At 38.5% G+C, this 20,395-nt stretch carries 25 protein-coding genes; 15 read left to right on the top strand and 10 right to left on the bottom strand.

Annotated elements, in window-relative coordinates; genetic code table 11:
* Positions 1-202 precede the first annotated feature (202 nt).
* Positions 203-2,224: a TonB-dependent receptor plug domain-containing protein gene (locus ACXAFE_RS19330; RefSeq protein WP_475156641.1), complete on the bottom strand. Its 2,022-nt coding sequence runs from the start codon at positions 2,222-2,224 to the stop codon at positions 203-205.
* Positions 2,225-2,462: 238 nt separating this feature from the next.
* Positions 2,463-3,263 carry a hypothetical protein gene (locus ACXAFE_RS19335; RefSeq protein WP_475156643.1) on the bottom strand — a complete coding sequence of 267 codons (801 nt, stop codon included), beginning with the start codon at positions 3,261-3,263 and terminating at the stop codon, positions 2,463-2,465.
* A gap of 282 nt (positions 3,264-3,545) precedes the next feature.
* Between ACXAFE_RS19335 and ACXAFE_RS19340 the strand changes: the two genes are divergently transcribed.
* Positions 3,546-3,794: a hypothetical protein gene (locus ACXAFE_RS19340; RefSeq protein ID WP_475156645.1), complete on the top strand. Its 249-nt coding sequence runs from the start codon at positions 3,546-3,548 to the stop codon at positions 3,792-3,794.
* Positions 3,795-3,855: 61 nt separating this feature from the next.
* Here ACXAFE_RS19340 and ACXAFE_RS19345 read toward each other — a convergent pair whose 3' ends face one another.
* On the bottom strand, positions 3,856-4,761 hold the full coding sequence (locus ACXAFE_RS19345; protein WP_475156647.1) for a LysR family transcriptional regulator: 906 nt from the start codon (positions 4,759-4,761) through the stop codon (positions 3,856-3,858).
* A gap of 165 nt (positions 4,762-4,926) precedes the next feature.
* On the opposite strand from ACXAFE_RS19345, the gene ACXAFE_RS19350 reads away from it, so the two are divergent.
* Genes ACXAFE_RS19350 through ACXAFE_RS19360 form a run of 3 tightly spaced genes read left to right on the top strand, consistent with a single transcriptional unit; the run spans position 4,927 to position 6,953 of the window.
* Positions 4,927-5,391, top strand: a complete 465-nt coding sequence (locus ACXAFE_RS19350; protein WP_475156650.1) for a Dps family protein — start codon at positions 4,927-4,929, stop codon at positions 5,389-5,391.
* 28 nt (positions 5,392-5,419) lie between these two features.
* Positions 5,420-6,301: a glutathione S-transferase C-terminal domain-containing protein gene (locus ACXAFE_RS19355; protein WP_475156653.1), complete on the top strand. Its 882-nt coding sequence runs from the start codon at positions 5,420-5,422 to the stop codon at positions 6,299-6,301.
* A gap of 34 nt (positions 6,302-6,335) precedes the next feature.
* Positions 6,336-6,953 carry a DsbA family oxidoreductase gene (locus ACXAFE_RS19360; RefSeq protein ID WP_475156660.1) on the top strand — a complete coding sequence of 206 codons (618 nt, stop codon included), beginning with the start codon at positions 6,336-6,338 and terminating at the stop codon, positions 6,951-6,953.
* A gap of 179 nt (positions 6,954-7,132) precedes the next feature.
* On the opposite strand, the gene ACXAFE_RS19365 is transcribed toward ACXAFE_RS19360, so the two are convergent.
* Positions 7,133-7,294: a hypothetical protein gene (locus ACXAFE_RS19365; RefSeq protein WP_475156662.1), complete on the bottom strand. Its 162-nt coding sequence runs from the start codon at positions 7,292-7,294 to the stop codon at positions 7,133-7,135.
* Between the two features lie 151 nt (positions 7,295-7,445).
* On the bottom strand, positions 7,446-7,763 hold the full coding sequence (locus ACXAFE_RS19370) for a hypothetical protein (protein ID WP_475156664.1): 318 nt from the start codon (positions 7,761-7,763) through the stop codon (positions 7,446-7,448).
* A gap of 163 nt (positions 7,764-7,926) precedes the next feature.
* On the opposite strand from ACXAFE_RS19370, the gene ACXAFE_RS19375 reads away from it, so the two are divergent.
* On the top strand, positions 7,927-8,970 hold the full coding sequence (locus tag ACXAFE_RS19375; protein WP_475156669.1) for an IS110 family RNA-guided transposase: 1,044 nt from the start codon (positions 7,927-7,929) through the stop codon (positions 8,968-8,970).
* Positions 8,971-9,471: 501 nt separating this feature from the next.
* Here the strand turns inward: ACXAFE_RS19375 and ACXAFE_RS19380 are convergent.
* On the bottom strand, positions 9,472-9,957 hold the full coding sequence (locus ACXAFE_RS19380) for an N-acetyltransferase family protein (protein WP_475156674.1): 486 nt from the start codon (positions 9,955-9,957) through the stop codon (positions 9,472-9,474).
* 1,043 nt (positions 9,958-11,000) lie between these two features.
* Here ACXAFE_RS19380 and ACXAFE_RS19385 point away from each other — a divergent pair.
* The 8 genes from ACXAFE_RS19385 to ACXAFE_RS19420 all read left to right on the top strand — a co-directional run bounded on the left by ACXAFE_RS19385 (position 11,001) and on the right by ACXAFE_RS19420 (position 16,789).
* Positions 11,001-12,053, top strand: coding sequence for a flavin reductase family protein (locus ACXAFE_RS19385; protein WP_475156679.1), 1,053 nt, complete (start codon positions 11,001-11,003; stop codon positions 12,051-12,053).
* A 65-nt stretch (positions 12,054-12,118) separates the two neighbouring features.
* A complete protein-coding gene (locus tag ACXAFE_RS19390) occupies positions 12,119-13,111 on the top strand; it encodes a fatty acid desaturase family protein (RefSeq protein WP_475157789.1) in 993 nt (330 codons plus the stop codon).
* Positions 13,112-13,835: 724 nt separating this feature from the next.
* Positions 13,836-14,132 carry a hypothetical protein gene (locus ACXAFE_RS19395; protein ID WP_475156683.1) on the top strand — a complete coding sequence of 99 codons (297 nt, stop codon included), beginning with the start codon at positions 13,836-13,838 and terminating at the stop codon, positions 14,130-14,132.
* Positions 14,119-14,502 carry a hypothetical protein gene (locus tag ACXAFE_RS19400; RefSeq protein WP_475156686.1) on the top strand — a complete coding sequence of 128 codons (384 nt, stop codon included), beginning with the start codon at positions 14,119-14,121 and terminating at the stop codon, positions 14,500-14,502. Before ACXAFE_RS19395 ends, ACXAFE_RS19400 begins: the two co-directional genes overlap by 14 nt.
* Positions 14,495-14,710, top strand: a complete 216-nt coding sequence (locus ACXAFE_RS19405; protein ID WP_475156688.1) for a hypothetical protein — start codon at positions 14,495-14,497, stop codon at positions 14,708-14,710. Before ACXAFE_RS19400 ends, ACXAFE_RS19405 begins: the two co-directional genes overlap by 8 nt.
* Positions 14,700-14,903: a hypothetical protein gene (locus ACXAFE_RS19410; protein WP_475156693.1), complete on the top strand. Its 204-nt coding sequence runs from the start codon at positions 14,700-14,702 to the stop codon at positions 14,901-14,903. Before ACXAFE_RS19405 ends, ACXAFE_RS19410 begins: the two co-directional genes overlap by 11 nt.
* Positions 14,904-14,969: 66 nt before the next feature.
* Complete coding sequence (locus ACXAFE_RS19415; RefSeq protein WP_475156696.1) at positions 14,970-16,091, top strand: FAD-dependent monooxygenase; 1,122 nt, start codon at positions 14,970-14,972, stop codon at positions 16,089-16,091.
* Positions 16,091-16,789 (top strand): hypothetical protein, encoded by a 699-nt coding sequence (locus tag ACXAFE_RS19420; protein WP_475156699.1) that lies wholly within the window; start codon positions 16,091-16,093, stop codon positions 16,787-16,789. The genes ACXAFE_RS19415 and ACXAFE_RS19420 overlap by 1 nt, the downstream gene beginning before the upstream one ends.
* Positions 16,790-16,879: 90 nt before the next feature.
* On the opposite strand, the gene ACXAFE_RS19425 is transcribed toward ACXAFE_RS19420, so the two are convergent.
* From ACXAFE_RS19425 to ACXAFE_RS19440, 4 genes are all read right to left on the bottom strand, one after another.
* Entirely contained in the window at positions 16,880-17,071 is a 192-nt protein-coding gene (locus tag ACXAFE_RS19425) for a hypothetical protein (protein WP_054977896.1), read from the bottom strand.
* Positions 17,072-17,120: 49 nt separating this feature from the next.
* Positions 17,121-17,291 carry a DUF1328 domain-containing protein gene (locus tag ACXAFE_RS19430; protein WP_475156702.1) on the bottom strand — a complete coding sequence of 57 codons (171 nt, stop codon included), beginning with the start codon at positions 17,289-17,291 and terminating at the stop codon, positions 17,121-17,123.
* Between the two features lie 33 nt (positions 17,292-17,324).
* Positions 17,325-17,771, bottom strand: a complete 447-nt coding sequence (locus ACXAFE_RS19435; RefSeq protein ID WP_475156705.1) for a ferritin-like domain-containing protein — start codon at positions 17,769-17,771, stop codon at positions 17,325-17,327.
* A 139-nt stretch (positions 17,772-17,910) separates the two neighbouring features.
* On the bottom strand, positions 17,911-18,804 hold the full coding sequence (locus ACXAFE_RS19440) for a mechanosensitive ion channel family protein (RefSeq protein WP_475156711.1): 894 nt from the start codon (positions 18,802-18,804) through the stop codon (positions 17,911-17,913).
* A gap of 273 nt (positions 18,805-19,077) precedes the next feature.
* On the opposite strand from ACXAFE_RS19440, the gene ACXAFE_RS19445 reads away from it, so the two are divergent.
* Positions 19,078-19,647, top strand: a complete 570-nt coding sequence (locus tag ACXAFE_RS19445) for a BON domain-containing protein (RefSeq protein WP_475156715.1) — start codon at positions 19,078-19,080, stop codon at positions 19,645-19,647.
* A 310-nt stretch (positions 19,648-19,957) separates the two neighbouring features.
* Positions 19,958-20,395: a GNAT family N-acetyltransferase gene (locus ACXAFE_RS19450; RefSeq protein WP_475156718.1), complete on the top strand. Its 438-nt coding sequence runs from the start codon at positions 19,958-19,960 to the stop codon at positions 20,393-20,395.

Consider the following 20,395-nt stretch of genomic DNA (forward strand, 5'->3'; position numbering starts at 1 on the left):
GTACCGATTAGCGTAAAATAACTCAAGAATATAAACGCCCACCTAATAAATATTTGGCGGGGCCGTCCCTGATGAAAATGGAACGGTTAGGTCGTCTCTACTTCCAAACGGACGCGATAAATAGCTAAAACCTAAACACAAATGCAACGCCCTTTTAATGGCTGAGCAAGTCACTCGTTTGTGCTAGAACTCGCGCGTTTTGTTAAAACGAATACTGAAAATCCAACATTATGCGTGTACTTTCGTGGTTTATAGGGGATTGACCCCCTTTAAAGGGCTGTACTGCATAAACATTGCTATTAAGTATATTCTTTATGCCAATGTTCCATAACGTATGTGTGGTTCTATATTGATAGAAGGCATCGACATCATAAATAGCGTCTAACTTTTCAGGCTCGCCACAGATAAAGTTTGGATCATTAGTACAAGCATACTGACCCGAAATAACTCTACCCAGTATATGAAAACGTGAGTTGGCATTAAAACGATAGTGGAAATCAGCTTTAAACATATGGTTTGGAATACCCAAAACCGCATCTTTATTTGATGGGATTTTAAAGGAGTCAATATTACTTTTTTCAACGGTAAAAAATGAATAATTGGCGTTGATGTGGAGCCTCTCTAATTGCCATTTAAGTTGCAGCTCCATACCCATGGTTCTAAAGTCACCGAGCGTGGTGTTACTGGCTGATTGCGGGTTAAAGCCAATAAAATTATCTACTTGTAATAAATACAAATTACCTACGAGTGATACTGTTTCGGTTAACTGATAACCTGTTTCCATTTCCCAACTTTTAGTGGTTTCAGGATCTAATATGGGTGTGCCCGCATTGTGCGCGCTGGCAACAGTATCGAACTGCGGTATTTTAAACGCCTCGTTATAAATTAATTTTGTATGGAGCTTATCCCACGTTTTGGTCAGTGACAGCCTAGGCACCAGCTCAGGCCCAGCTAAATCGTGATTTTCGTAACGAATACCAGCAAGCACGTTGACAAAATTCCAGTCTGATTCGTATTGAGCGTATAGCGAATAATCATTATTTGATGCGTTATTACTGCCAAAATAACGCACTGTTGGGTCGAAAATATAAGATTGGCTAACTTCGGCTTTTTCATAATAATAATGTGAGCCAATCAATAGGCTGCTGTTGTCAGCTAACGCATACAAACCTTGTATATCGATGCGCGAACGGTTTATTTTACGTGAAAGATCATGACCATATTGCCCTTGGCTATTCCATGGCTTTTGATTGGTATAAGTTAATTTGCTGCTTAACGCGAGCTTATTATTGAGCTGCCATTCTTTACCTAAACTAATCGCCTGATGTAAAAAAGACAATTCGTTGGCTTGTGTGTAACGCTGGTTTGGCGAGAAAAATAATCCCGAGTCACCAAACAATAGGCGGTCTTCCTGTTTTAACTTTTCATATTGTGCATTTAAATCCCAGCCGTTATAGCGCAGATTCATGCTGAGGTTAGTCGGTTGAGAGTTGCTATTGTTTTGCAAATTAAATTGATAACCGTCCAGCGCTTGCCAAGTGTCATTACTGTAATCACCATAACCTAAGCTACCTGAAAGACCATATTCTAACTGGGAAGCATTGAGTGTTACTTCGCCCGAGTGAGTAAAACCAACAATGCCATTATGAAAACCGGCTTTACCAATGTCTGTCATCAGGTTGAGTTTATTGTCGCCGGTAGCTTGGTTTAATGTGGTGACGCGAATTACTGCCAAAGCTGCTTGGCCACCATATTTAACTGATCCAGGGCCACGGATGATCTCTACTTGAGCGATATTACTTACTGGATAGCGATTACCTAAAACAAGTGAGCCAAATGCCATTTCATTTTGTTCAATGCCGTCAATAATCAATAATATTTTAGCTTCCATGCCCCAAATACCACGAAAGCTTACCGAGAATGTGCCCAAGGTATCGGTGCCAAGCCAAAAACCAGGTACTTGTTTTAATAAATCTTTTAAATAACGTGCGCCAGAACTCTCAATGGTACTGCGAGTGATCAATGTTATGACACTTGGTTGTTCGTAAATGCCTTTTTTATCGTTGGACGCGATATCAATTTCGATGTCTATTAACTCTTGAATAGATAAGGAGAAAAGATCAGCCTCAGAACTCGGTGTTTGTGCGTATGTTTTAAACGGTAACCCACTCAAAAGAGTTAATAAAGTACAAAGCATACAGGTGATAGGGATTTTGAAAATCATACAAAGTTACGGGTGAGCAGGGCATATGTATAGTTTAGAAGCATTGCTCTTTTTATCAATTAATTAGACTAGTGCTAGATGCTAATTTGTTAAATTTAAATAGCTTGTTGTAGCGGTAAGGGTTGTCCTTACTTCCTAACGAATGCTAAAAATAGCAAAAGGGGTTAACTGAACTATATTTGGGGTCTATTTGGGTTAGATAAAAACGACCAAGCGGTAAAGCTTGGTCGTTAGTGTATTATTTCTTCAATTTTGGTACGTCACCGCTGAAATCAATCCAAGGGTTAGTTCCAAGCAGTTCTGAACCTTCTACGCTCGGTTCTTCATAGCGCATAACAAAATGCTTTGGACCGTGAGCATAGGCAACAACTAATCCGTGATCTGAGTCTAAAAATCCACCATGTGGACCTAAACCCGGATAACTAATACGCCAAGCCTTACCATCTGTAGGTACTTCACCAAGTACTAATTTACCAACCACGTTGCCAGGTAAACTGAAAAACCAAGTCCACGGACCACCAGATACAATGGTCATCACTTCATCAATGCCTACGCCATCATCAGAGCTATTAACATGTAACTTGCCAAACTTTTCTTGCAAGTACTGCTTTACTTCTTGGTTCATCGCTTTCATATCATAAACTTTAGGGTATGGCGCTACACCAATTTCTGAAGTTGATAAAAATCCGCCTCGATGTGCCTCAGGGGCGCGTCCTGCCTGCTTAATTAAATCTAATAGTTCACCTCTATGTAAAGAAAAGTGAGAAATTAGACTATTAGCTTCTTCTTTAGTGATTGCCCTGTTTTTAGATATTTCTAAAATCGGCTTGGCTGCTTTTGGCAGTGCGACTGTGCTTACGCGTACGCCCACAGTTTTTAGTACAGCGTTAACGTTTTTAACACCCTGTGTTGGCGCACTGCCATCACTGTAATAAAGGGTAAGTGAGCCTGCGGTAGAGCTTGCTTTTGCATGGCTTTGTGCGATAGGCGCAATTATCATTGCACTCGCTAGTATTAAGTTAAACCATTTGTTCATCATTCATTCTCCTCAAAAGTTATCGGACGATGAGTTATGTTTCAATGCTCAGTCTAGAAACATAAGTTGACGTGATAAACAGCAATTGCGTAAACTGATTGTCTACTAATGGTAAACAAACACGTTTAATTTAGTCTTTTTTCATTTTAATTTTCTTCATAGTTTCATTCTAGTAAACAGTAAAGCCACTCAAACCCTATTTAACAAATCAAAGAGATTGTTATTGTTAAGCCATTAAAATTAGCCAAGCGCTGATTATTGGTTTCTTTTATTACAGAGCTAGATATGCAAAACTTTAAATACCATTTCCTTTCGCTATTAGTAACGGCGCTTGTCGCAGCTTCGTTTATATCAACAGCACAGTTATCAGGTGTGATAAACGCCTTTTCTCTTACCTTACTCAGATTATTTATTGCCGTAATTGTGTTGTTACCTGTCATTTTGATGAAAAAACACCGAATGACGTTAACCAAAAAAGTGCTTGCGAAAGGCTTTGTCGATTATTGCGACCTTAATACTGCAAACCACGAATAAAAAAACCGGCAAAACATAACGATTGAGAGAAAAGTAACGTTTTCCAACAAATATGTATTGTTTACAAGGATGAATTGATATTCTCAAAGTGCTTCACAATGTAATCTATAAATGCTCTTATCTTTTGCGATTGCTCTTTGTGGAACGGATAAACAGCATAAAGGGAATGCCTATCGGCTTTCCAATCAGGCAAAACTTCAACTAACTCTCCCGATTCAATCTCATTTTTTACAAATAAATCTGGTAACAATAATATTCCATGGCCTGAACAAGCCGCTTGTTTAAGTGCTAAACCGTTATTTACAACATAAGCGCTCGGTGGAAGCGTGATTTCTTTCGTTTCATCTTCATGTCTGAAGCGCCAGCTGCGCGCTGAAAATGAAAAACTGTAGATGAGAAACTTATGCTGCATAAGATCTGCTAATTGCGTTATTTCATTTGATCTAGATAAGTATTTTGGCGAAGCACAAAGCATTCTTCTCATATCGATTAATTTTCGAGATCTGAGGCTTGAATTACTTAACTCTGCGCCACCGCGGATTGCAACATCAATCCCCTCTTCAATGAGGTCGACATATTGGTCGTTCATAACCACTTCAATCGAAAGATCTGGGTGATCATGCATAAATTCACAAATGATAGGATTAATTTCTAGTAAACCGACTGACATAGGAATGCTGATTTTTAGTGTGCCTTTTAAAGTATTGGAAGATTCAATCACAGATAAGTCGGCACTTTCTAAGTTATCTAAAATATTGCACACCTGATTGTAATAAAGCTGCCCGCTTTCAGTAACATGCAACTTACGCGTTGTACGATTTATCAAAGGGCTTTTTAGGTACTCTTCCAGCTCATTAATATTTTTACTGATAGCCGCTTTTGATAAATTTAAGTCATCAGCGGCGCCCGTAAAGCTGCCGATCTCAACAACTCTTCTGAAAACAGTAAGCGCTCTTATTTTATCCACAATCACCTCTTTTGTTTACTATGAGTAAATTATAAAACAACTGACTTATAGTTTATCAACCAAAAATGGTCAATTACTATTTCAATACGTGATTTGCGTTGAAGTAATGCAGTTAAAACAGATTAGTGTCGCAAATTTTTTTAAGTACTGGATTAGGTTTTTGATATGAATGTAAACATTGGGATAAAAGAACAAGACAGGCTAGCCATTGGTGAACAGCTTAAACATCTGTTGGCTGATACATACACACTGTATTTGCAAACACACAATTTTCATTGGAATGTCACCGGTAGCCAATTTAGAGAGCTTCACCTCATGTTTGAAGAGCACTACACCGAATTAGCTACAGCAGTAGATGAGATTGCAGAAAGAATTAGAACCCTTGGCCTTATTGCCCCTGGCACATATCAGGCATTCATAAAACTAAGCGCTATTGCGCAAGTTGATACTGTTCCAAATGCAACAGATATGATTGAACTTCTTCTTAATGCTCATGAACAAGTCGTGAAAACGTGTCGCAAAGTACTGACATCAGCCCAAGACGGAGATGATGAATCTTCAGCAGCATTAGCTTCTGACAGAATGCGCGAACACGAGAAAACAGCGTGGATGTTGCGCTCAATGTTGTAATGAATTTTTAAATACGGGGGAATTACCAATGGCAGTTTTAGAAAAAGGCATTTGGAATGAACAAAAAGAGGTTGCAGACCTCACTTTGGAAGATAGCTTTAAGCATAATATTGAAAGTACTGCGGGCCGATATCATTTGTATATGTCATACGCGTGCCCATTTGCTCATAGACCTTTATTAGTTATTAACTATTTGGGTTTGAATGATGCAATTACATTCTCGTCGGTTGCGGCTAAACGATACTCTGAAGGGTGGTTATTCGATGACCAAAATCCAGACCCAATATATGAGCAACAAAATTTAGCAGCGTTATACCTTAGAGCAAAAGCAGATTATACAGGTAGAGTAACTGTTCCTATTCTTTGGGATAAGCTAAACAATACGATTGCTAGTAATGATTCATCTAACTTAGCAATGGAGCTTGCGACTAACTGGTTATCAATGGCTACCAATAAAGTAGAGCTTGTTCCAAGCAATTTGAAAGAAGACATTGAGAGGTTGAATAGCTGGTTGCATCAAAACGTAAACAGAAAGGTTTACCACGTTGGCTTTGCAAAGTCGCAACATGAGTATGATTCAGCGAGTGATACTTTGTTTAATGCGTTAATAAAACTGGATGAAACCCTATCAAAAAGCACCTATTTACACGGCTCAGTTATCACATTGTCGGACCTTTTTTTACTTCCGACATTGGTTCGATTTGAAGCTGTTTATGAAGTGCACTTTAAAGCGAATAAAAAACCACTAAAAGCGTTTACTCACCTGTATCGATATATGCTTGATTTATTAAACGTTGAAAGTATCAGAGCAACGATAGAGATCGAGCATATGAAAGAGCATTATTATTTCTCTCATGCTCATATTAATCCACATCGCATTATTCCTGCTGGACCAGAAATAACTTGGTAAATAAAACGCTTACTTTATCTTAGAGCAACAGAATATGATTAGAATTGATTTTTTCCATGATGTAATTTGTGGCTGGTGTTATGTCTTTTCCCCTAGATTACGAAAGCTAGCAGAAGAGTTTGATTTAGATGTACATCACCATGCATTTGCACTTTCCGCATCTCGCGAGGAGATGATCAGCAAGTTCGGATCAATGCCACAAGCAAAGGAGATTATTCTTGGGCATTGGGAGCAATGTGCACTCGCTGATGACGCTCAACGCATCAATGTTGAAGGCATGCGCCAAAAAGCGTTTGAGTATCCATTTTCAACGCCTGGATTAAAAGCGTGTAAAGCCGCTGAAAAACAAGGTGGTTCAAATACGTATTGGGATTACTTTGATGCGGTTACACACGCACATATGAGTGAAAATAGAAACATTGGAGATTTACAAGTACTTGCAGATATTGCAGAGCAAGTTGGATTAGATAAGTCTATTTTTCTTGATGATATTAATTCTACCGATAGAGAAATTGAAATCCAAAGTGATAGACAGCTAGCACAAAGCTTCGGCGTTACATCTACTCCGACCTTAATTATTAATAATAAATGGAAAATTACTGGCGCAGTCTATTATCAAATGCTTCAAAGCGCGCTGGGTAAACTCAACTAACTCTGGAGTTTTTTCTTTAAAATCACTTAAATCTGGAATATTTGTTAGACGTTTAATGCTGATTCTTTACCAATGCTGCGCCGTGTTTTACTGAAATAAAATAGTTGGCTTAAATTGGCAAAACATAAGCAACAGCCAACTATTATTTGTCTCACTTATCCAGCTTGTTGCAGCGGAAGTTAATCTCCACCCGAGTCACCGTCACTTCCCGAGCTAGAGTTAGAGTCAGTCGACGAATCAAATTCGGAATAAACACTTACTCCAAAGTCAGCATGTCGATAAATTAGAAGCGCGGTAAAGACAAGAATAACGCCAAAAATGGGGTCATCATGAAGGTACATCCAAGCACCTAATATTGCTATTAAAATAGAGACTATCTTTTTAATCATGTTTTACTTCCTTGTTTTATTAGACACAGTTCCGCTTTGCTTAATGGTGTCGCCATAGCTTAGTCCGGCAGTATTTTTGGCCGAAATGCGCTTTAGCAACTGGTTATATGCCGCCTATAATAAACCCAAAAATAAAAGCAACACATGCTACCAAAATCAATTGATTTAACTTTGTTTTTTCATTGCGCTCTGAAACAGATTGCAACATAGCTTCAACAGAGCCCTCGTATTTACCAAATGCGTTTAGTGTATAGGTGGATTTATTGTTTAGTTGACAGAAAAAGTCATTATTAGAATCGAGAAACTCTCTCAGTTGTGATTGGCTAATATTAGTTTGATTTGCCAAAGTTATAATACCGCATCCAGATTTACCATGGGATGCGACAGTTTCAAGAATTTGTTTAGTTTGGTTAAAATCCATTTATTTTCTCCGTACTTTTAATATTTCGATTTCCATCGAGTCCTAGCATTAATGCCTTGATAATTTGTCCACTTTTAAACTATTTGATACTTATTGAACCTTCTCCCCGAAGTTTAGCGAATAGCTAAACTTCAAGGCGACCAAACCAAAAGGAGAAAGCTCAATGAAATTCTATACTACTTTTCACAAATATTATTGTGGAATTGACCTTCATGCACGCATTTTATACGTGTGCATTCTTGATGAGCGTGGCAATAAAGTGGTTCATCAGAAAATAAAAGCTGATAGACATGAGTTATTTAAGCTCATTTCTCCTTATCTAGAAGATATTGTTGTTGGCGTTGAATGCATGCATTGTTGGTATTGGGTGAGTGACTTATGTGCTGAACATGATATCGATTTCGTACTTGGTCATGCGCTATACATGAAAGCCATTCATGGTGGCAAAGCCAAAAATGATAAGATTGATTCTTATAAAATCGCAAGCCTATTGCGCGGTGGCAATTTTCCGCTAGCTTACAATTATCCTGCTAATATGCGTTCAACACGTGATTTACTGCGCAGGCGAACGCGACTGGTTCAGCATGGCGCACAACTAAAAGCGCACATTGTTAATACAAACAGCCAGTACAACTACCCACAGCTCGAATTACACATGAAAAACAAATGTGTTCGCCAAGAATTCCAAACGCGTTTTGACGACCAAGCTGTTCAACGTAATGTGAACTTTGATTTAGCAATACTCGATGCCTACGCAGAGGAACTTAAAAAGCTGGAATATTATTTAGAAAGCAAAGCTAAAAAGCATCAACCAAACTATTACGCTCAACTTCGCACCATACCTGGCATTGGTCTTATTTTAGCGATGACTATTTTATATGAAATTGGCGATATTAATCGCTTTGAGTCTGTACAAACGTTCGCATCTTATTGTCGGCTCGTTAAGTGTAAAGCAGAATCTGCTGGCAAAACCTATGGCACCAGTGGCAATAAAATTGGTAATGGCCACTTAAAATGGGCATTTAGTGAAGCCGCTGTGCTTTATTTACGTGGTAACGACAAAGCTCGGAACTACTTAAACAAATTACAAAAGCGCATGAGTAAAGCCAAAGCACTCTCAGTGCTCGCCCATAAGCTCGGGCGCTGTGTTTATTTTATGCTAAAAAACAAGACGGTATTCGATGATGAACGTTTTTTAAAAAGTTAAGTCGCACAATGGGGTGAGCTATACACCTAACTAGATAGGCATGAACAACCATGTACTATTTGTGTTTAAGTCAGCAAAAGCTGAATGTGACAGGTAAGTGTTGTCGAAGTAATAAGCTATTTAGCCTTGATTAGACACCCCGTTGGTGCGCATTAATTTAAGCAATGAATTGAATCGTTTACACCTTAGCTGATTACTGCGTAACGCACCTTTAACTAACTGGACGAATGAGCCATCCCCTTGAGTAGCGCTAGATTAAGGTTAACCGATAAATGTCTAGTGGCCCTAAACGATAAGTTGTATCGACTGATTTAGGCAGCGATGAGATCGCAATAAGAGATTACTGCGTAACGCCCCTATATGTGTTTGCCGTAAACGATTTTAATGGCTAACCGACATAACGAAGCTGAACTGATTTAAGAATTGCCAATACAAATTAGCTGCTTAAAAGCAGCTAAAAAGAATCGTTATGCTTACTTGACCCGAGAAGGTTCATATGTGTTATGTTCGTAGCCATTTGTACATGACGTAGCTATCAACTAACCCTAGATGAGCATGCTTATATGCCTTTGGGATTGTACCTATGATTTGAAACCCTAGCTTCTCCCAAAGCTTCACCGCAACTTCATTGGTAGAAACCACGCTGTTAAATTGCATGGCATCAAAGCCAAGCCCTAGAGCAATTTCCTGAGAATGTTCACACATAAGACGTGCAATGCCCTTACCCCTAGCTTCGCTTGAAACCATATATCCACAATTACATATATGGCTACTTGGCCCCATTGCATTTGGCTTGATGTAGTAAGAGCCCAGTACAACGTCATTTTCCACGAAAACAAAAGCTTTCAGGGGAGATTCACACCATAGATCGAATGCTTGTTCTAGCGTCATATTTGGGTCAAAGGCATACGTTTCTTGGGCCTGAATTACCGCTGAAAATGTTGGCCAAAACGACTCAAAATCGGCTTTTGTGATTTCCCTAATCATGAATTTCCTCCTAGAACATAACAGTTTATTAAGAGGCAAGTTGCCTCTTTTTCTACCGCAACATCGCCTGTTTACATTCTAAAGCAATTTATAACACTAATAATTAGTTGTTACTAGTCAGATAGTTATTTGAAAATTAACATTTTATCAGTTGCAGAAAACAGGCAAATTGCCTGTTAATATTATTAAGGGGAAAATAATCATTAAGAAATCGAATAGGCATGATTTTTACTTCTAACAATGAAAAATTTGATATGGAAATGGAATAGTTTATTCAAAGGCTGCAATTCGCTCTTTTGCGGCATTCTTATAAACACGTTTTGTGGGAAGACGTGTTAGTTGAACGTCTGTTTTTGAGAGCTTGGTTAATAGCGATAGATGACAATGACAATCTTTTGAACGCTCAAAACCGTTATTCTTACCAAATCCAACTCTCAAAAAAACTGAAAAAATAATCGATAAAAAATTGAACTAATTTAGAAAAAAGCCGCCATTTTCTCGGTTTAATTAGCCTAACTAACTGTTTTAATGAAATTAATCTAAGTTCAGATTCTGGAGTTAGGTGATTTTATACAGGTGATTTTATACATGAATTTATACTTACCTGATTTCGACAAAAACAAGTTTATTATTTAATCTGTTGAGATTTGATCAAATCTTAAAATTGGAATTTTGGAGTTAGGTGAGTTTATATAGATCACTGGCGCAGCAGATTTTTAGATATCATAAAACGAACTCAATCATTTACTTAAATATCCTCGTTAAAGATTTTTTCAAATCAAACCCATCAAACTTTTTTAAAAAATAATCATAAATAAAACCGATGCTGTAATAGCCAATTTATCAAGAGTTAAAAAATATTAAGCTATTGTTTTAATTAGCTTTAAATTAATTAGAGGCATATGTTAGTAACTTGGTTGAATGATTGCCTTCTCCCTCATTTAAAGTAAAAACTCTATTTTACCGATTAGGGGGCTTGAAAAAAAACACCTGTTCAGCGTACACTTGTGCGCTGATTGAGCGTACATGTGTAAGCCTAAAATATGAATGTTTTGTTAAACCCCCTTTCTAACTGGTTCAGTAAACAGTTTTTCCATCACACATCGATGGCGGGATATATTGAGCCTGTAATTCAATTATTTAAGCCAAGCTGGCGCGATGGTTATTATCGAGCCAAAGTGGTTGCGGTTCAGGCTATTGCTAATCGAACACTTGCGATTGAGTTAAAAACAGAGTCCCGTTGGCCAACTCATAAAGCGGGGCAGCACATTGAACTAACGTTAGAGATAAACGGCCGATTAGTAACGCGTGTGTTTACTATTGCTTCAAGCCCAAATCAGGCGATGCACGAAGGGGCAATTCGTTTAGTCGTTAAGCAGCAAGATGCAGGCGCATTTACCCCTTATTTATCGCGCTTACAGGTTAATTCGTGGGTTAATATTTCAAAACCAAAGGGAACGTTTTTATTACCGCAGAGCGGTGCGGTTACTCTGTTTGCTGCTGGCTCAGGCATTACGCCATTTATTGCGATGCTGCATCAAAATTTACACGAACAAGTAGATCCTATTCATTTGGTGTACTACGCAAAACCAAGTGAGCATTTACTGGTTGCAGAGCTTGAGAGCTTAAGCAATCGCTTAGCAAATTTTACCTTTACCTTATTGAGTCGAAGTAGTGATGGCGATGTTATTGAAAAGCTATCCGAGTTTCATAATTCAAAGTGGCTGGTGTGTGGTCCAAATGATTTTTATAAAACTATTTATGATTACGCAGAAGCCCATCAAATATCAATTTCAAGTGAGCATTTTTCCCTAGTTAATTTGCATGTACATGGTGATGAAAAAGCGCATTTTCAGGTGGATCATGGCGGCATTAAATTTACAGCCGATAACCAACAGCCGCTTTTAGCGCAGTTTCAGGCAAACAAGATTAATGTGCCTTACGGTTGTGGCATGGGTATTTGCCATCAATGCCAATGCGTAAAGAAAAAAGGGATAGTGCGTGATATTCGCACCGGTAAATTATCAGATTACGGTGAAGAGTTAATTCAATTATGTGTATCGCAAGTGGTGTCAGATGTGGAGTTTAAAGCGTGAACACAGTAGCAGAACCAAATTATGATTTATTAGCCGAGCAGCTAAACGAAATTCAATCAACAACTATGGCGAAAGTGGGTGAGCAAGACGCAAATTACATTCGCCGTGTAATCGTTATGCAGCGCATTTTAGAATGGTCGGGGCGTATTTTATTGGTGCTTGGCTTTGTTACGCCGTGGCTTTGGCTTGTTGGTGTGCTTGCGCTTGCAACGGCTAAAATACTCGACAATATGGAAATTGGTCATAACGTAATGCACGGCCAGTACGACTGGATGAACGACAAGCACATTAACTCTAAAGCATACGAGTGGGATATTGCCTGCGATGGTAAAAGCTGGAACCGTGTACATAACTTTGAGCATCACACCTATACCAATATTATCGGTAAAGATCGCGACTTTGGTTATGGTTTATTACGCTTATCAAACGACTTTCGCTGGCGAGTAAAAAATCTTTGGCAATTTATTACATACTTAAATTTAAGTATGTTATTTCAGTGGGGTGTGTCGTATCACGAGCTTGCCGCTGAGCGCGTGTTTTTTGGTAAGAAAAAAGAGAACCGCGATTACAAAGTGCCACACAGCGAATTAAAAACACGGTTTTTTAGTAAAGGCGCGCGCCAATTAATTAAAGACTACCTAATTTTCCCATTGTTAGCAGGGCCATTCTTTTTATGGGTATTAGTGGGTAATCTAATTGCCAATTTGCTACGTAACTTATGGACATCAACCATTATATTTTGTGGTCATTTTACTGGCGATGTAAAAACATTCAGTGAAAAAGAGTGCGAAAACGAGACAAAAGGGCAGTGGTATTACCGCCAAGCATTGGGTTCATCAAATATTAAAGGTAGTAAGTGGTTTCATGTATTAACAGGGCATTTAAGCTTTCAAATAGAGCACCACTTATTTCCAGATATGCCTGCAAAACGTTACCGTGAAATTGCACCTAAAGTGCAACAGGTATTTCGTGAACACGGTATTCAATACAACACAGGTAGTTTTTTCAAACAATATGGCTCGGTAGTTAAACGCATTTTGCGCTACTCATTGCCATAACTGGTTAAATCAGTTCCTTAACATAATGTGCCCGGTTATTGTCTGCCAACGATAGCGCGGGTGCATTATTTTTTATCTTGGTTATTACCGTGTTCATCGTGTTTTGACAAAAAACATAAAACTGTTTGCTAAGCTACAGATATATGTAAAAAGGAAACACGAGTTTCCTCATCTACTCAAATAGGTTGTTTACAATTTTTTACAAAAGGTTTTTACGATTTATATTTAAATTATGTAAATGAAGTGTGTTTTTTGTTTGTTTCTCATACAAAATAAGCTTCTTTTAGTTATTTTATATTTCATTTATATTCTATTTAGTAATTATTTATTCTCATTTGAAATAAGTTGAATAGTAATACCCGTTTTAGATGTTAAATTGAAATTTAACTTTATATATCGACTTTATTAACATTGTCCCTATATTTGTTTTCAGTCTTTTTCATTAGTTATTTCCTACCTTTTATCGCTGCTCTATTTATCCCTATCTTTTCTAGGGATTTAGCTTCCACTTCTTACATGTTTTAAGAAAATACAACTTTTACACTATTTGCTCATTTTTAGACCTGTAATTAGTTGTAATCCAGTTTTATGTAAGCGCTATCACTTTTTGATAACTGTAAAAAAAATGTTGTCAATGTTTCGCTTTCCTGTGTTTTTGCCTATTTGCAATTTAAATGAGTGATCATCACAATGCGCCGCCTTGGGGAATGAATGAGGTACAGGTTTGTTAATAAAAAAAGCAGCGAAACGTTTTGAAGTAGCGCTAAAAAGCTATGAAAATGAAAGCATCAGCACTGAAGTCGCAATCATCAATAATCATAAACTCTCAATAAAATGCTTCTTGTATTGTGGCCTTCACTATTGTGTCACTGTGCAGTTTGATGATGACTATTGTTTAGTGGCGTTAAATGTTCAGTATTTAAAAGAAGGGGTTCACATACCCACTTTAATGCAAAAAGCACAGCTCTCCGCGTGCATATCCCAAGTAATTACAGAGGGGATGCATTATGCCAAATGCTGAAATTTATTTCGCTGGGATGTCAGTTTCTGAGCTTGCACTAAGCACACAAACGTTACTTGAACGCTTGTTTAGTAAAGATTATTACCAAGTTGTGGTGTCAAAAAACACGCTGTTTGAAGCACAACTAACAGTGTTTTACTGCAGACATAAATTACTCAAATTAATGATTAACAACAAAGAGGTGAGTTTGAGTCATTGTGAAAAGTTATGCCACACCAAAGTGAATGAGCTAGTGCAGTATTTCCGTGCAGCAGATAAAAATTTTTGCTTTTCGCGTTCGGTGTTTTATACCAATGAAAAACTTATTGAGACGTTTCATGTTTTAAATTCGCCTTTAATTGGCATTATGCAGAGGCACTATTATGCATAAACTGAGTTTGTGTTTTAAATCATCGCAGTGCCATGAACTTACGCCAATGCAAACAAGGGTACTGTATCAACTTGTTATTAAAACAGTATCAGAACAGTACGGTGAAGACCGCGTAACGCAAATTATCGATGCCTTTAATGGCGATTATTTTTCAATCTTAAAGTGTGGCATTTCATTGCTCGCAAGTGAGACCAACAATGCAAACTAACATGGTAAATAAACTAACAGATGTGGCGCGCACCGCCGACCAGTATATTGCAGAGCAAGGGCAATACGGCCGTATTCAATCTGATAAAAGTAAAGTGATGGATCACATTCTTAAACTAATGGAAATCGACGCGCAAATACGCCTTGCTAAGCAATTCGAGCATTTAGCCTCGGCAATTGGAACAAAAAATTAGTAGTACCCTGTTTTCAACAGGATCCCCCAGCCAAAGCCTCCCGTGAGGCTTTTTTTAGGTAACAACATGAAAATATTAATTGTAGGTGCAGGGATCGCCGGTTTATTGATGTATCGCGAATTGCAACGTCATGGCATTGAAGCCGATTTTATAGAAAAGCAGGAAGCTTTGAATAATTTAGGTGCGGGTATTTGCTTACCTGGCAATGCAATGAAGCAGTTTGAAGCACTTGGCTTAAAACAAGCTATTTTAGCCAAAGCCCACCAAGTTAAAGAAGTGCGGTTTGAAACTCATCAACGCGAGTTGTTAGCAAGTGCTAGCCTTAAACAGGGCATATTAGCGCAACAGCCATTCGTTGCTTTATCGCGACAGTCTTTGATGGACATATTAAGCGAAGGTATTGAGAAACAGATTCAATTTAGTCGTTCAATCGTAAATGTAACTCATAAGCAGTCTTCTCAATTGGTGCGTTTTAATGATGGTTCTGTACTCGAATATGATCTGGTGATTGGCGCTGATGGGATGAATTCAAATGTACGTGAGTCGTTATTTGATACGCCAGAGCTCAATGATTTAGATGTTACACATTGGCGCTTTATTGTGGAAATGCCGACAGCATTGCTGGAACCAAGTTACTTAGTGGGGGAGAGCGATGCGTTTATGTTTTACCCCATTGGTAAAAACCAGGTGTATTGTTATGGGCAAGCGGCAAATCAACAAATTAAAGCTTTGTACCATGATCACAAAAAAAGCATGTTAGCGGTATTTAAACACTATCATCCATCGGTAATTAGCGCGATTAATAATGCAACGGTTATCAGTCAAGGGCGCTTAAAGTCGGTTGTTTCTAATCAGGTATATTGTAAACGCACGGTATTAATTGGTGACGCATTACACGGTTGCCTGCCTAGTTTACAACAGGGGGTAGCACAGACTTTAAACGATGTACGTGTTTTATCTAAGTGCTTAAAAAATGCTTACAGCATCGATATGGCATTAGCTGACTTTAAATCGATAAGGCTTAAAGAAGTAAGTTGGATAGTCAATGAGTCCAACAAAATAATTCGATTAGCACAACTAGGCAGTTCACGCTTTGGGCGTTTTATTCGCAATGTATTGATTCGCTTGCAAGGTCCACAAAATGTGAGAGCCTGGCGTAAATTAATGGCAGACCAAGAGGTAAAGTAATGCAGCTTCAAACTATGCTAAACACGTATCAGGGTGAGTTGCTAAGTTCGCATGATCTGTCTTTTTACGAACGCTGGGCAATGGATTATTTCCATGATGACCAACATGTAAGTGATCCCTACTTGTCTATTACACTTGATTTACCGCTGGGCGCGGCTCGTGATAATTATCAAAATCATTATCAAAGTACTGAAGGTGCATCATTTCAAGGCTTTTTAATTTGGTGTTTAGCACGGGCACTTAAGAGTGAGTGGATTTTCTCGACCCGTAACATTAACGGCAAATGGTATCGATTTGATAATCTTCCTATTTTTTGTCCAATTGCGGTAGGGGGAGATCTGCGTTTTAAAGATGTGATCTTAGAAAATGTTACGGCGCTTTCGTGGCCTGAGTTTGCGCGTTATTATCGCAAATCTGTGGATTGTAATGACGCAAAACTAGAAGTATTGCCACAGGAAGTATGGGCACTGTGTCCGTTTATTGGCAATCTACCTAATATGGCATTTTCGTCATTTCAAATACATCGAAACAAATTAAAAACAGGGCGCCCCTTATTTTATTTCGGTCAGCGCAAAACGATTAATGGAGAGCCGAGCGTTCCCCTAAGTATTAGCTTTGATCACGCTAATAGTGATCCGTTTGTGTTGGATAAATTGCTTGCCACGTTTAATGAGCTAACTACTCAAAGCGCAGATTAAAAAAAGCGACTATCTGGGGATGATGATAGTCGCTTAGGCCTACTCGTTGGGGTTTAAATCAGATTAATAAACTCTGTGGTTGCAAAGCTATTAGCAGTTTTGTTCTTCAGTGCCAATCTCTTCTTTCGCTTTTTCACACAGGTCTTCGGCTTTGTTTTGCGCGTCAGTGATGGCTTCGTCAATACGCTCGCCTGCATCTTCTGCTGGGCCTTCAGAACAACCTGTTAGTGTAAATACGGCACCAAGTGCAATTACTTTTGTCATTGTCATTAATGTTTTCATGATATTTTTCCTTATAAAATTAATTGAGTATTAGCGGTTTTTGGCCCGCTTAGGCCTTAGGTGCCCTTACTCTGGGTAAAATCAGCGACAGTACCAATAGTGCGACAAATACAAAGAATAAAATTTTCGCGATACTCGCTGCGGCGCCTGCAATGCCACCAAATCCTAAAAGAGCGGCAACAATGGCTAAAACAATAAATGTTAGTGACCAACCAAGCATACATCCTCCTTAATTTGGGTTAAGTTCAAAATATTAAGCGGTTACTTCTTGTAGTGCTTTCATCTCGTCGTGACATGCTTGCATGCTGTTTTGAATTAGCTTAAGCGTACTGAAGTAAGGCGCTGGCAGAGGCTCTTCTAGTGCTGCCTCAATTTTTTCAAGAACGCGGTCCTCTACTTCTTCAAGTTGTGAGATGTACGTGTGCTCTTTGTCTGTGCTTATCACCGAGAGCACTTTTGTGTATGTTTCACGTAATGACACCATGAAATCGTTATCCGTTTCGACTTCACCTTCATCAAGTACTACTAAAGGTTGTAATTCAGCCGCGGCACGCTCTTTTTCAGAAATCATGCGCTCGAAGATGATTTCAAGACTTTGGCTAGAGACTTTTGTTTTGGCTTCTTTATAAAATTCGATACCGCCATTTAAAACTTTCACAAGCTCTTTTACCGGGGTTAAGTTGTAATTTGAGTTTGACATAAATGCTCCTTTTCAATTTTCTTAACGGTTCAATCTATTAATGCATGGCGTGTGCCAAAAATAAAGTTATTTAAAATCAAATGCTTGTCGGTTTTTATGGAAAAGTGCCTGCGACACATTTACAGGCACTATGAAGTTTTTACTTATCTTGACTCTGTATATCTTGCAAAGAGTGGCCACCCTTTGCGTTAAAGTCTAACGTACGGATTGGGAACGGAATAAGGATGTCGTTTTGCTCAAGTGTTTTATGAATAGTAGCAACCGCTTTGTGGCGCATTTCCATAAAGCCAACCTCGCCTGGGTAGTCTATCCAAAACCATACAAGTAGGTTTACTGAGCTGTCAGCAAACTCGCTGGCATAAACGGCGGTTTCAGATTGTTTGATTACGCCATCAAGATCATTAATCGCGTCGGTAAGTACGTCTCGTGCTTTATCTACATCGTCTGCGTAAGAAATCCCCACAGGTACTTCTATACGACGTTTGCGCAGTTTCGAATAATTTAATAGCTCGTTCTTAAACAGGATTTTGTTGGGCACTATGGCCATTTGTCCATAAAAGTTCTCTATTAAGGTGTTGCGAAGATTAATGCGCTCGACTGTGCCAAAGGTATCGCCGGCTTCTATAATGTCGCCAACGCGAAAGGGTTTACGAATACCCATTACAATGCCTGCAATTAGGTTCTCCGTCATATCTTGAAAAGCAAAGCCAATGGCAAGACCAATAATGCCTGCTCCTGCAAGTAATGATGCTACCGCTTTTGATAGCCCCATAATGTCGAGCGCGAAAAAGAAACCAATAACAATTATCACCATGCGACAAATACCTGTAATAAGGCCAGCAATTTGCGATGATTCAAAAATACGGTTAAGTAACTTCTTTATCCAGCCCGATATCCATTTGGATAACATTAAAAATACGATAAAGATTACGAGCGCAATCACCATGTTGGGCAAATTCTTTATGGTTATTTCAAGCCAGTGGGTGAGCTTTTCATTTATAAGAGACCAAAACTTCTCCAATGTAATCGACATAACAGCTCCTTTAATAATGTAATGACGTTACTTTGGGTTACGCAGTTTATATGCCAGCGTAGCTAAATTGAGTAAGGCTAAGGTGTTGTGAGGTGTTTGTAATAATGGCACTGTGTATTTGTGTAAAACGTACATGGATTTTTTTCACACTGGTTATGTAAATGCTACATTGGTAAATGTCTGAGTTTTATTAAGTTGTTGATATTTAATGTTAAAAATTCTGGCATGTGAAGTGCTTTAAGTAAATCGAACTCAGCAAAAAGGAAATTTATTATGAATCGTACATTTAATACACTTGCACTAGTTACTGTTTTATCTACAACTGCTCTTTCAGTAAACGCGAAAGACAACCAGTGGGAAAAAGAAGCAAGCGACGCTTGGATTGATGGTAAAGCTGAAGCAACCTTACTTTTCAATACACAGCTAAATTCGTTTGATATTAACACCGATGTAGATAAAGGTGTGGTAACACTTACGGGTAAAGTAAATCACGATGTTGATAAAAAGCTGGCACAAGAGTTAGTTATTGGTATCGACGGCGTTAAAGAAGTTGAAAACCGTTTAACAGTGCTACCAGATAGCAAAAGCAAGTCAGAAAAAGACGATGGTCAAATTGAGTCTGACTTTGTAGACGCAAAAATTGCAACGGTAATTAAAACACGCTTACTGTTCGATACAGATATTAGCGGTACGAGCATTGACGTTGATGTTGAAGGCCAAAACGTTACCTTAACGGGTGAAGTTGATTCAGAAGCTGAAAAGCAACTAGCAATCACAATTGCTAAAAACGCAGACGACGTTGAAAACGTAGAAGATAACCTTCGCGTTGTAAAACAGTCTTAATCCTGTCCCAATTACTGCACTACTAAAAAAGCACCGAAAGGTGCTTTTTTTATGCCAGCATCTTTCTTGTAAATCAATTTGCGCTTTTATTCGTGTAACTATCAAATGCCAGTAACCAACATCTAAGTTACTGGCACCCATCTTCAATGTTTTAAGCACTTAACACATGTCGTTTAGCAGTTGTTTTGAACTCTTTAGTAATCTGTGTGGTCTACTAACTTCTTGTTTTATTTAACCTGAACCTGCGTTCAGGTTATTTGTAAATTGACCTAGAGTTCATTTTTCTCTAGGTATATCAGTTAGAGAGTATATGGACGTAGTACTTAAAGAAATAACCAGTTCAAATTATGAGTTAGTGTGTGATTTAGATGTAACAGAAGATCAGCAAGATTACGTGGCGTGTAATATGTGGTCGCTGGTTGAATCGCATTACAACTCTGGCTATACCTGCAAAGCAATTTATTGTGATAACCAAGCTGTTGGCTTTTTTATGTGGGTGCAAGAATCGCCAGAAAAAGTGTCGATTTGGCGCTTTATGATAGATCACAAATATCAAAATAAAGGCATTGGCAGAATCGCATTAAATCAAGCGCTTGACGCGATTAAGTTAACGCGGGGGCTGTGTGAGATTGAAATATGCTATAACCCTAAAAATCCTGTAGCGAAAGACTTTTACTCAAGTTTTGGCTTTCAAGAAGTGGGCATGGATGAAGACGACGAAGACATGCTCGCAATAATATCGCTTTAG

The organism is Pseudoalteromonas sp. ABV4_021, from assembly GCF_056159365.1.

Coding starts and splice junctions, on each gene's coding strand:
- ACXAFE_RS19330 (WP_475156641.1), bottom strand. CDS start 2,224: ATGATTTTCAAAATCCCTATCACCTGTATGCTTTGTACTTTATTAACT.
- ACXAFE_RS19335 (WP_475156643.1), bottom strand. CDS start 3,263: ATGATGAACAAATGGTTTAACTTAATACTAGCGAGTGCAATGATAATT.
- ACXAFE_RS19340 (WP_475156645.1), top strand. CDS start 3,546: ATGCAAAACTTTAAATACCATTTCCTTTCGCTATTAGTAACGGCGCTT.
- ACXAFE_RS19350 (WP_475156650.1), top strand. CDS start 4,927: ATGAATGTAAACATTGGGATAAAAGAACAAGACAGGCTAGCCATTGGT.
- ACXAFE_RS19355 (WP_475156653.1), top strand. CDS start 5,420: ATGGCAGTTTTAGAAAAAGGCATTTGGAATGAACAAAAAGAGGTTGCA.
- ACXAFE_RS19360 (WP_475156660.1), top strand. CDS start 6,336: ATGATTAGAATTGATTTTTTCCATGATGTAATTTGTGGCTGGTGTTAT.
- ACXAFE_RS19365 (WP_475156662.1), bottom strand. CDS start 7,294: ATGTACCTTCATGATGACCCCATTTTTGGCGTTATTCTTGTCTTTACC.
- ACXAFE_RS19370 (WP_475156664.1), bottom strand. CDS start 7,763: ATGGATTTTAACCAAACTAAACAAATTCTTGAAACTGTCGCATCCCAT.
- ACXAFE_RS19375 (WP_475156669.1), top strand. CDS start 7,927: ATGAAATTCTATACTACTTTTCACAAATATTATTGTGGAATTGACCTT.
- ACXAFE_RS19380 (WP_475156674.1), bottom strand. CDS start 9,957: ATGATTAGGGAAATCACAAAAGCCGATTTTGAGTCGTTTTGGCCAACA.
- ACXAFE_RS19385 (WP_475156679.1), top strand. CDS start 11,001: ATGAATGTTTTGTTAAACCCCCTTTCTAACTGGTTCAGTAAACAGTTT.
- ACXAFE_RS19390 (WP_475157789.1), top strand. CDS start 12,119: ATGGCGAAAGTGGGTGAGCAAGACGCAAATTACATTCGCCGTGTAATC.
- ACXAFE_RS19400 (WP_475156686.1), top strand. CDS start 14,119: ATGCCAAATGCTGAAATTTATTTCGCTGGGATGTCAGTTTCTGAGCTT.
- ACXAFE_RS19405 (WP_475156688.1), top strand. CDS start 14,495: ATGCATAAACTGAGTTTGTGTTTTAAATCATCGCAGTGCCATGAACTT.
- ACXAFE_RS19410 (WP_475156693.1), top strand. CDS start 14,700: ATGCAAACTAACATGGTAAATAAACTAACAGATGTGGCGCGCACCGCC.
- ACXAFE_RS19415 (WP_475156696.1), top strand. CDS start 14,970: ATGAAAATATTAATTGTAGGTGCAGGGATCGCCGGTTTATTGATGTAT.
- ACXAFE_RS19420 (WP_475156699.1), top strand. CDS start 16,091: ATGCAGCTTCAAACTATGCTAAACACGTATCAGGGTGAGTTGCTAAGT.
- ACXAFE_RS19425 (WP_054977896.1), bottom strand. CDS start 17,071: ATGAAAACATTAATGACAATGACAAAAGTAATTGCACTTGGTGCCGTA.
- ACXAFE_RS19430 (WP_475156702.1), bottom strand. CDS start 17,291: ATGCTTGGTTGGTCACTAACATTTATTGTTTTAGCCATTGTTGCCGCT.
- ACXAFE_RS19435 (WP_475156705.1), bottom strand. CDS start 17,771: ATGTCAAACTCAAATTACAACTTAACCCCGGTAAAAGAGCTTGTGAAA.
- ACXAFE_RS19440 (WP_475156711.1), bottom strand. CDS start 18,804: ATGTCGATTACATTGGAGAAGTTTTGGTCTCTTATAAATGAAAAGCTC.
- ACXAFE_RS19445 (WP_475156715.1), top strand. CDS start 19,078: ATGAATCGTACATTTAATACACTTGCACTAGTTACTGTTTTATCTACA.
- ACXAFE_RS19450 (WP_475156718.1), top strand. CDS start 19,958: ATGGACGTAGTACTTAAAGAAATAACCAGTTCAAATTATGAGTTAGTG.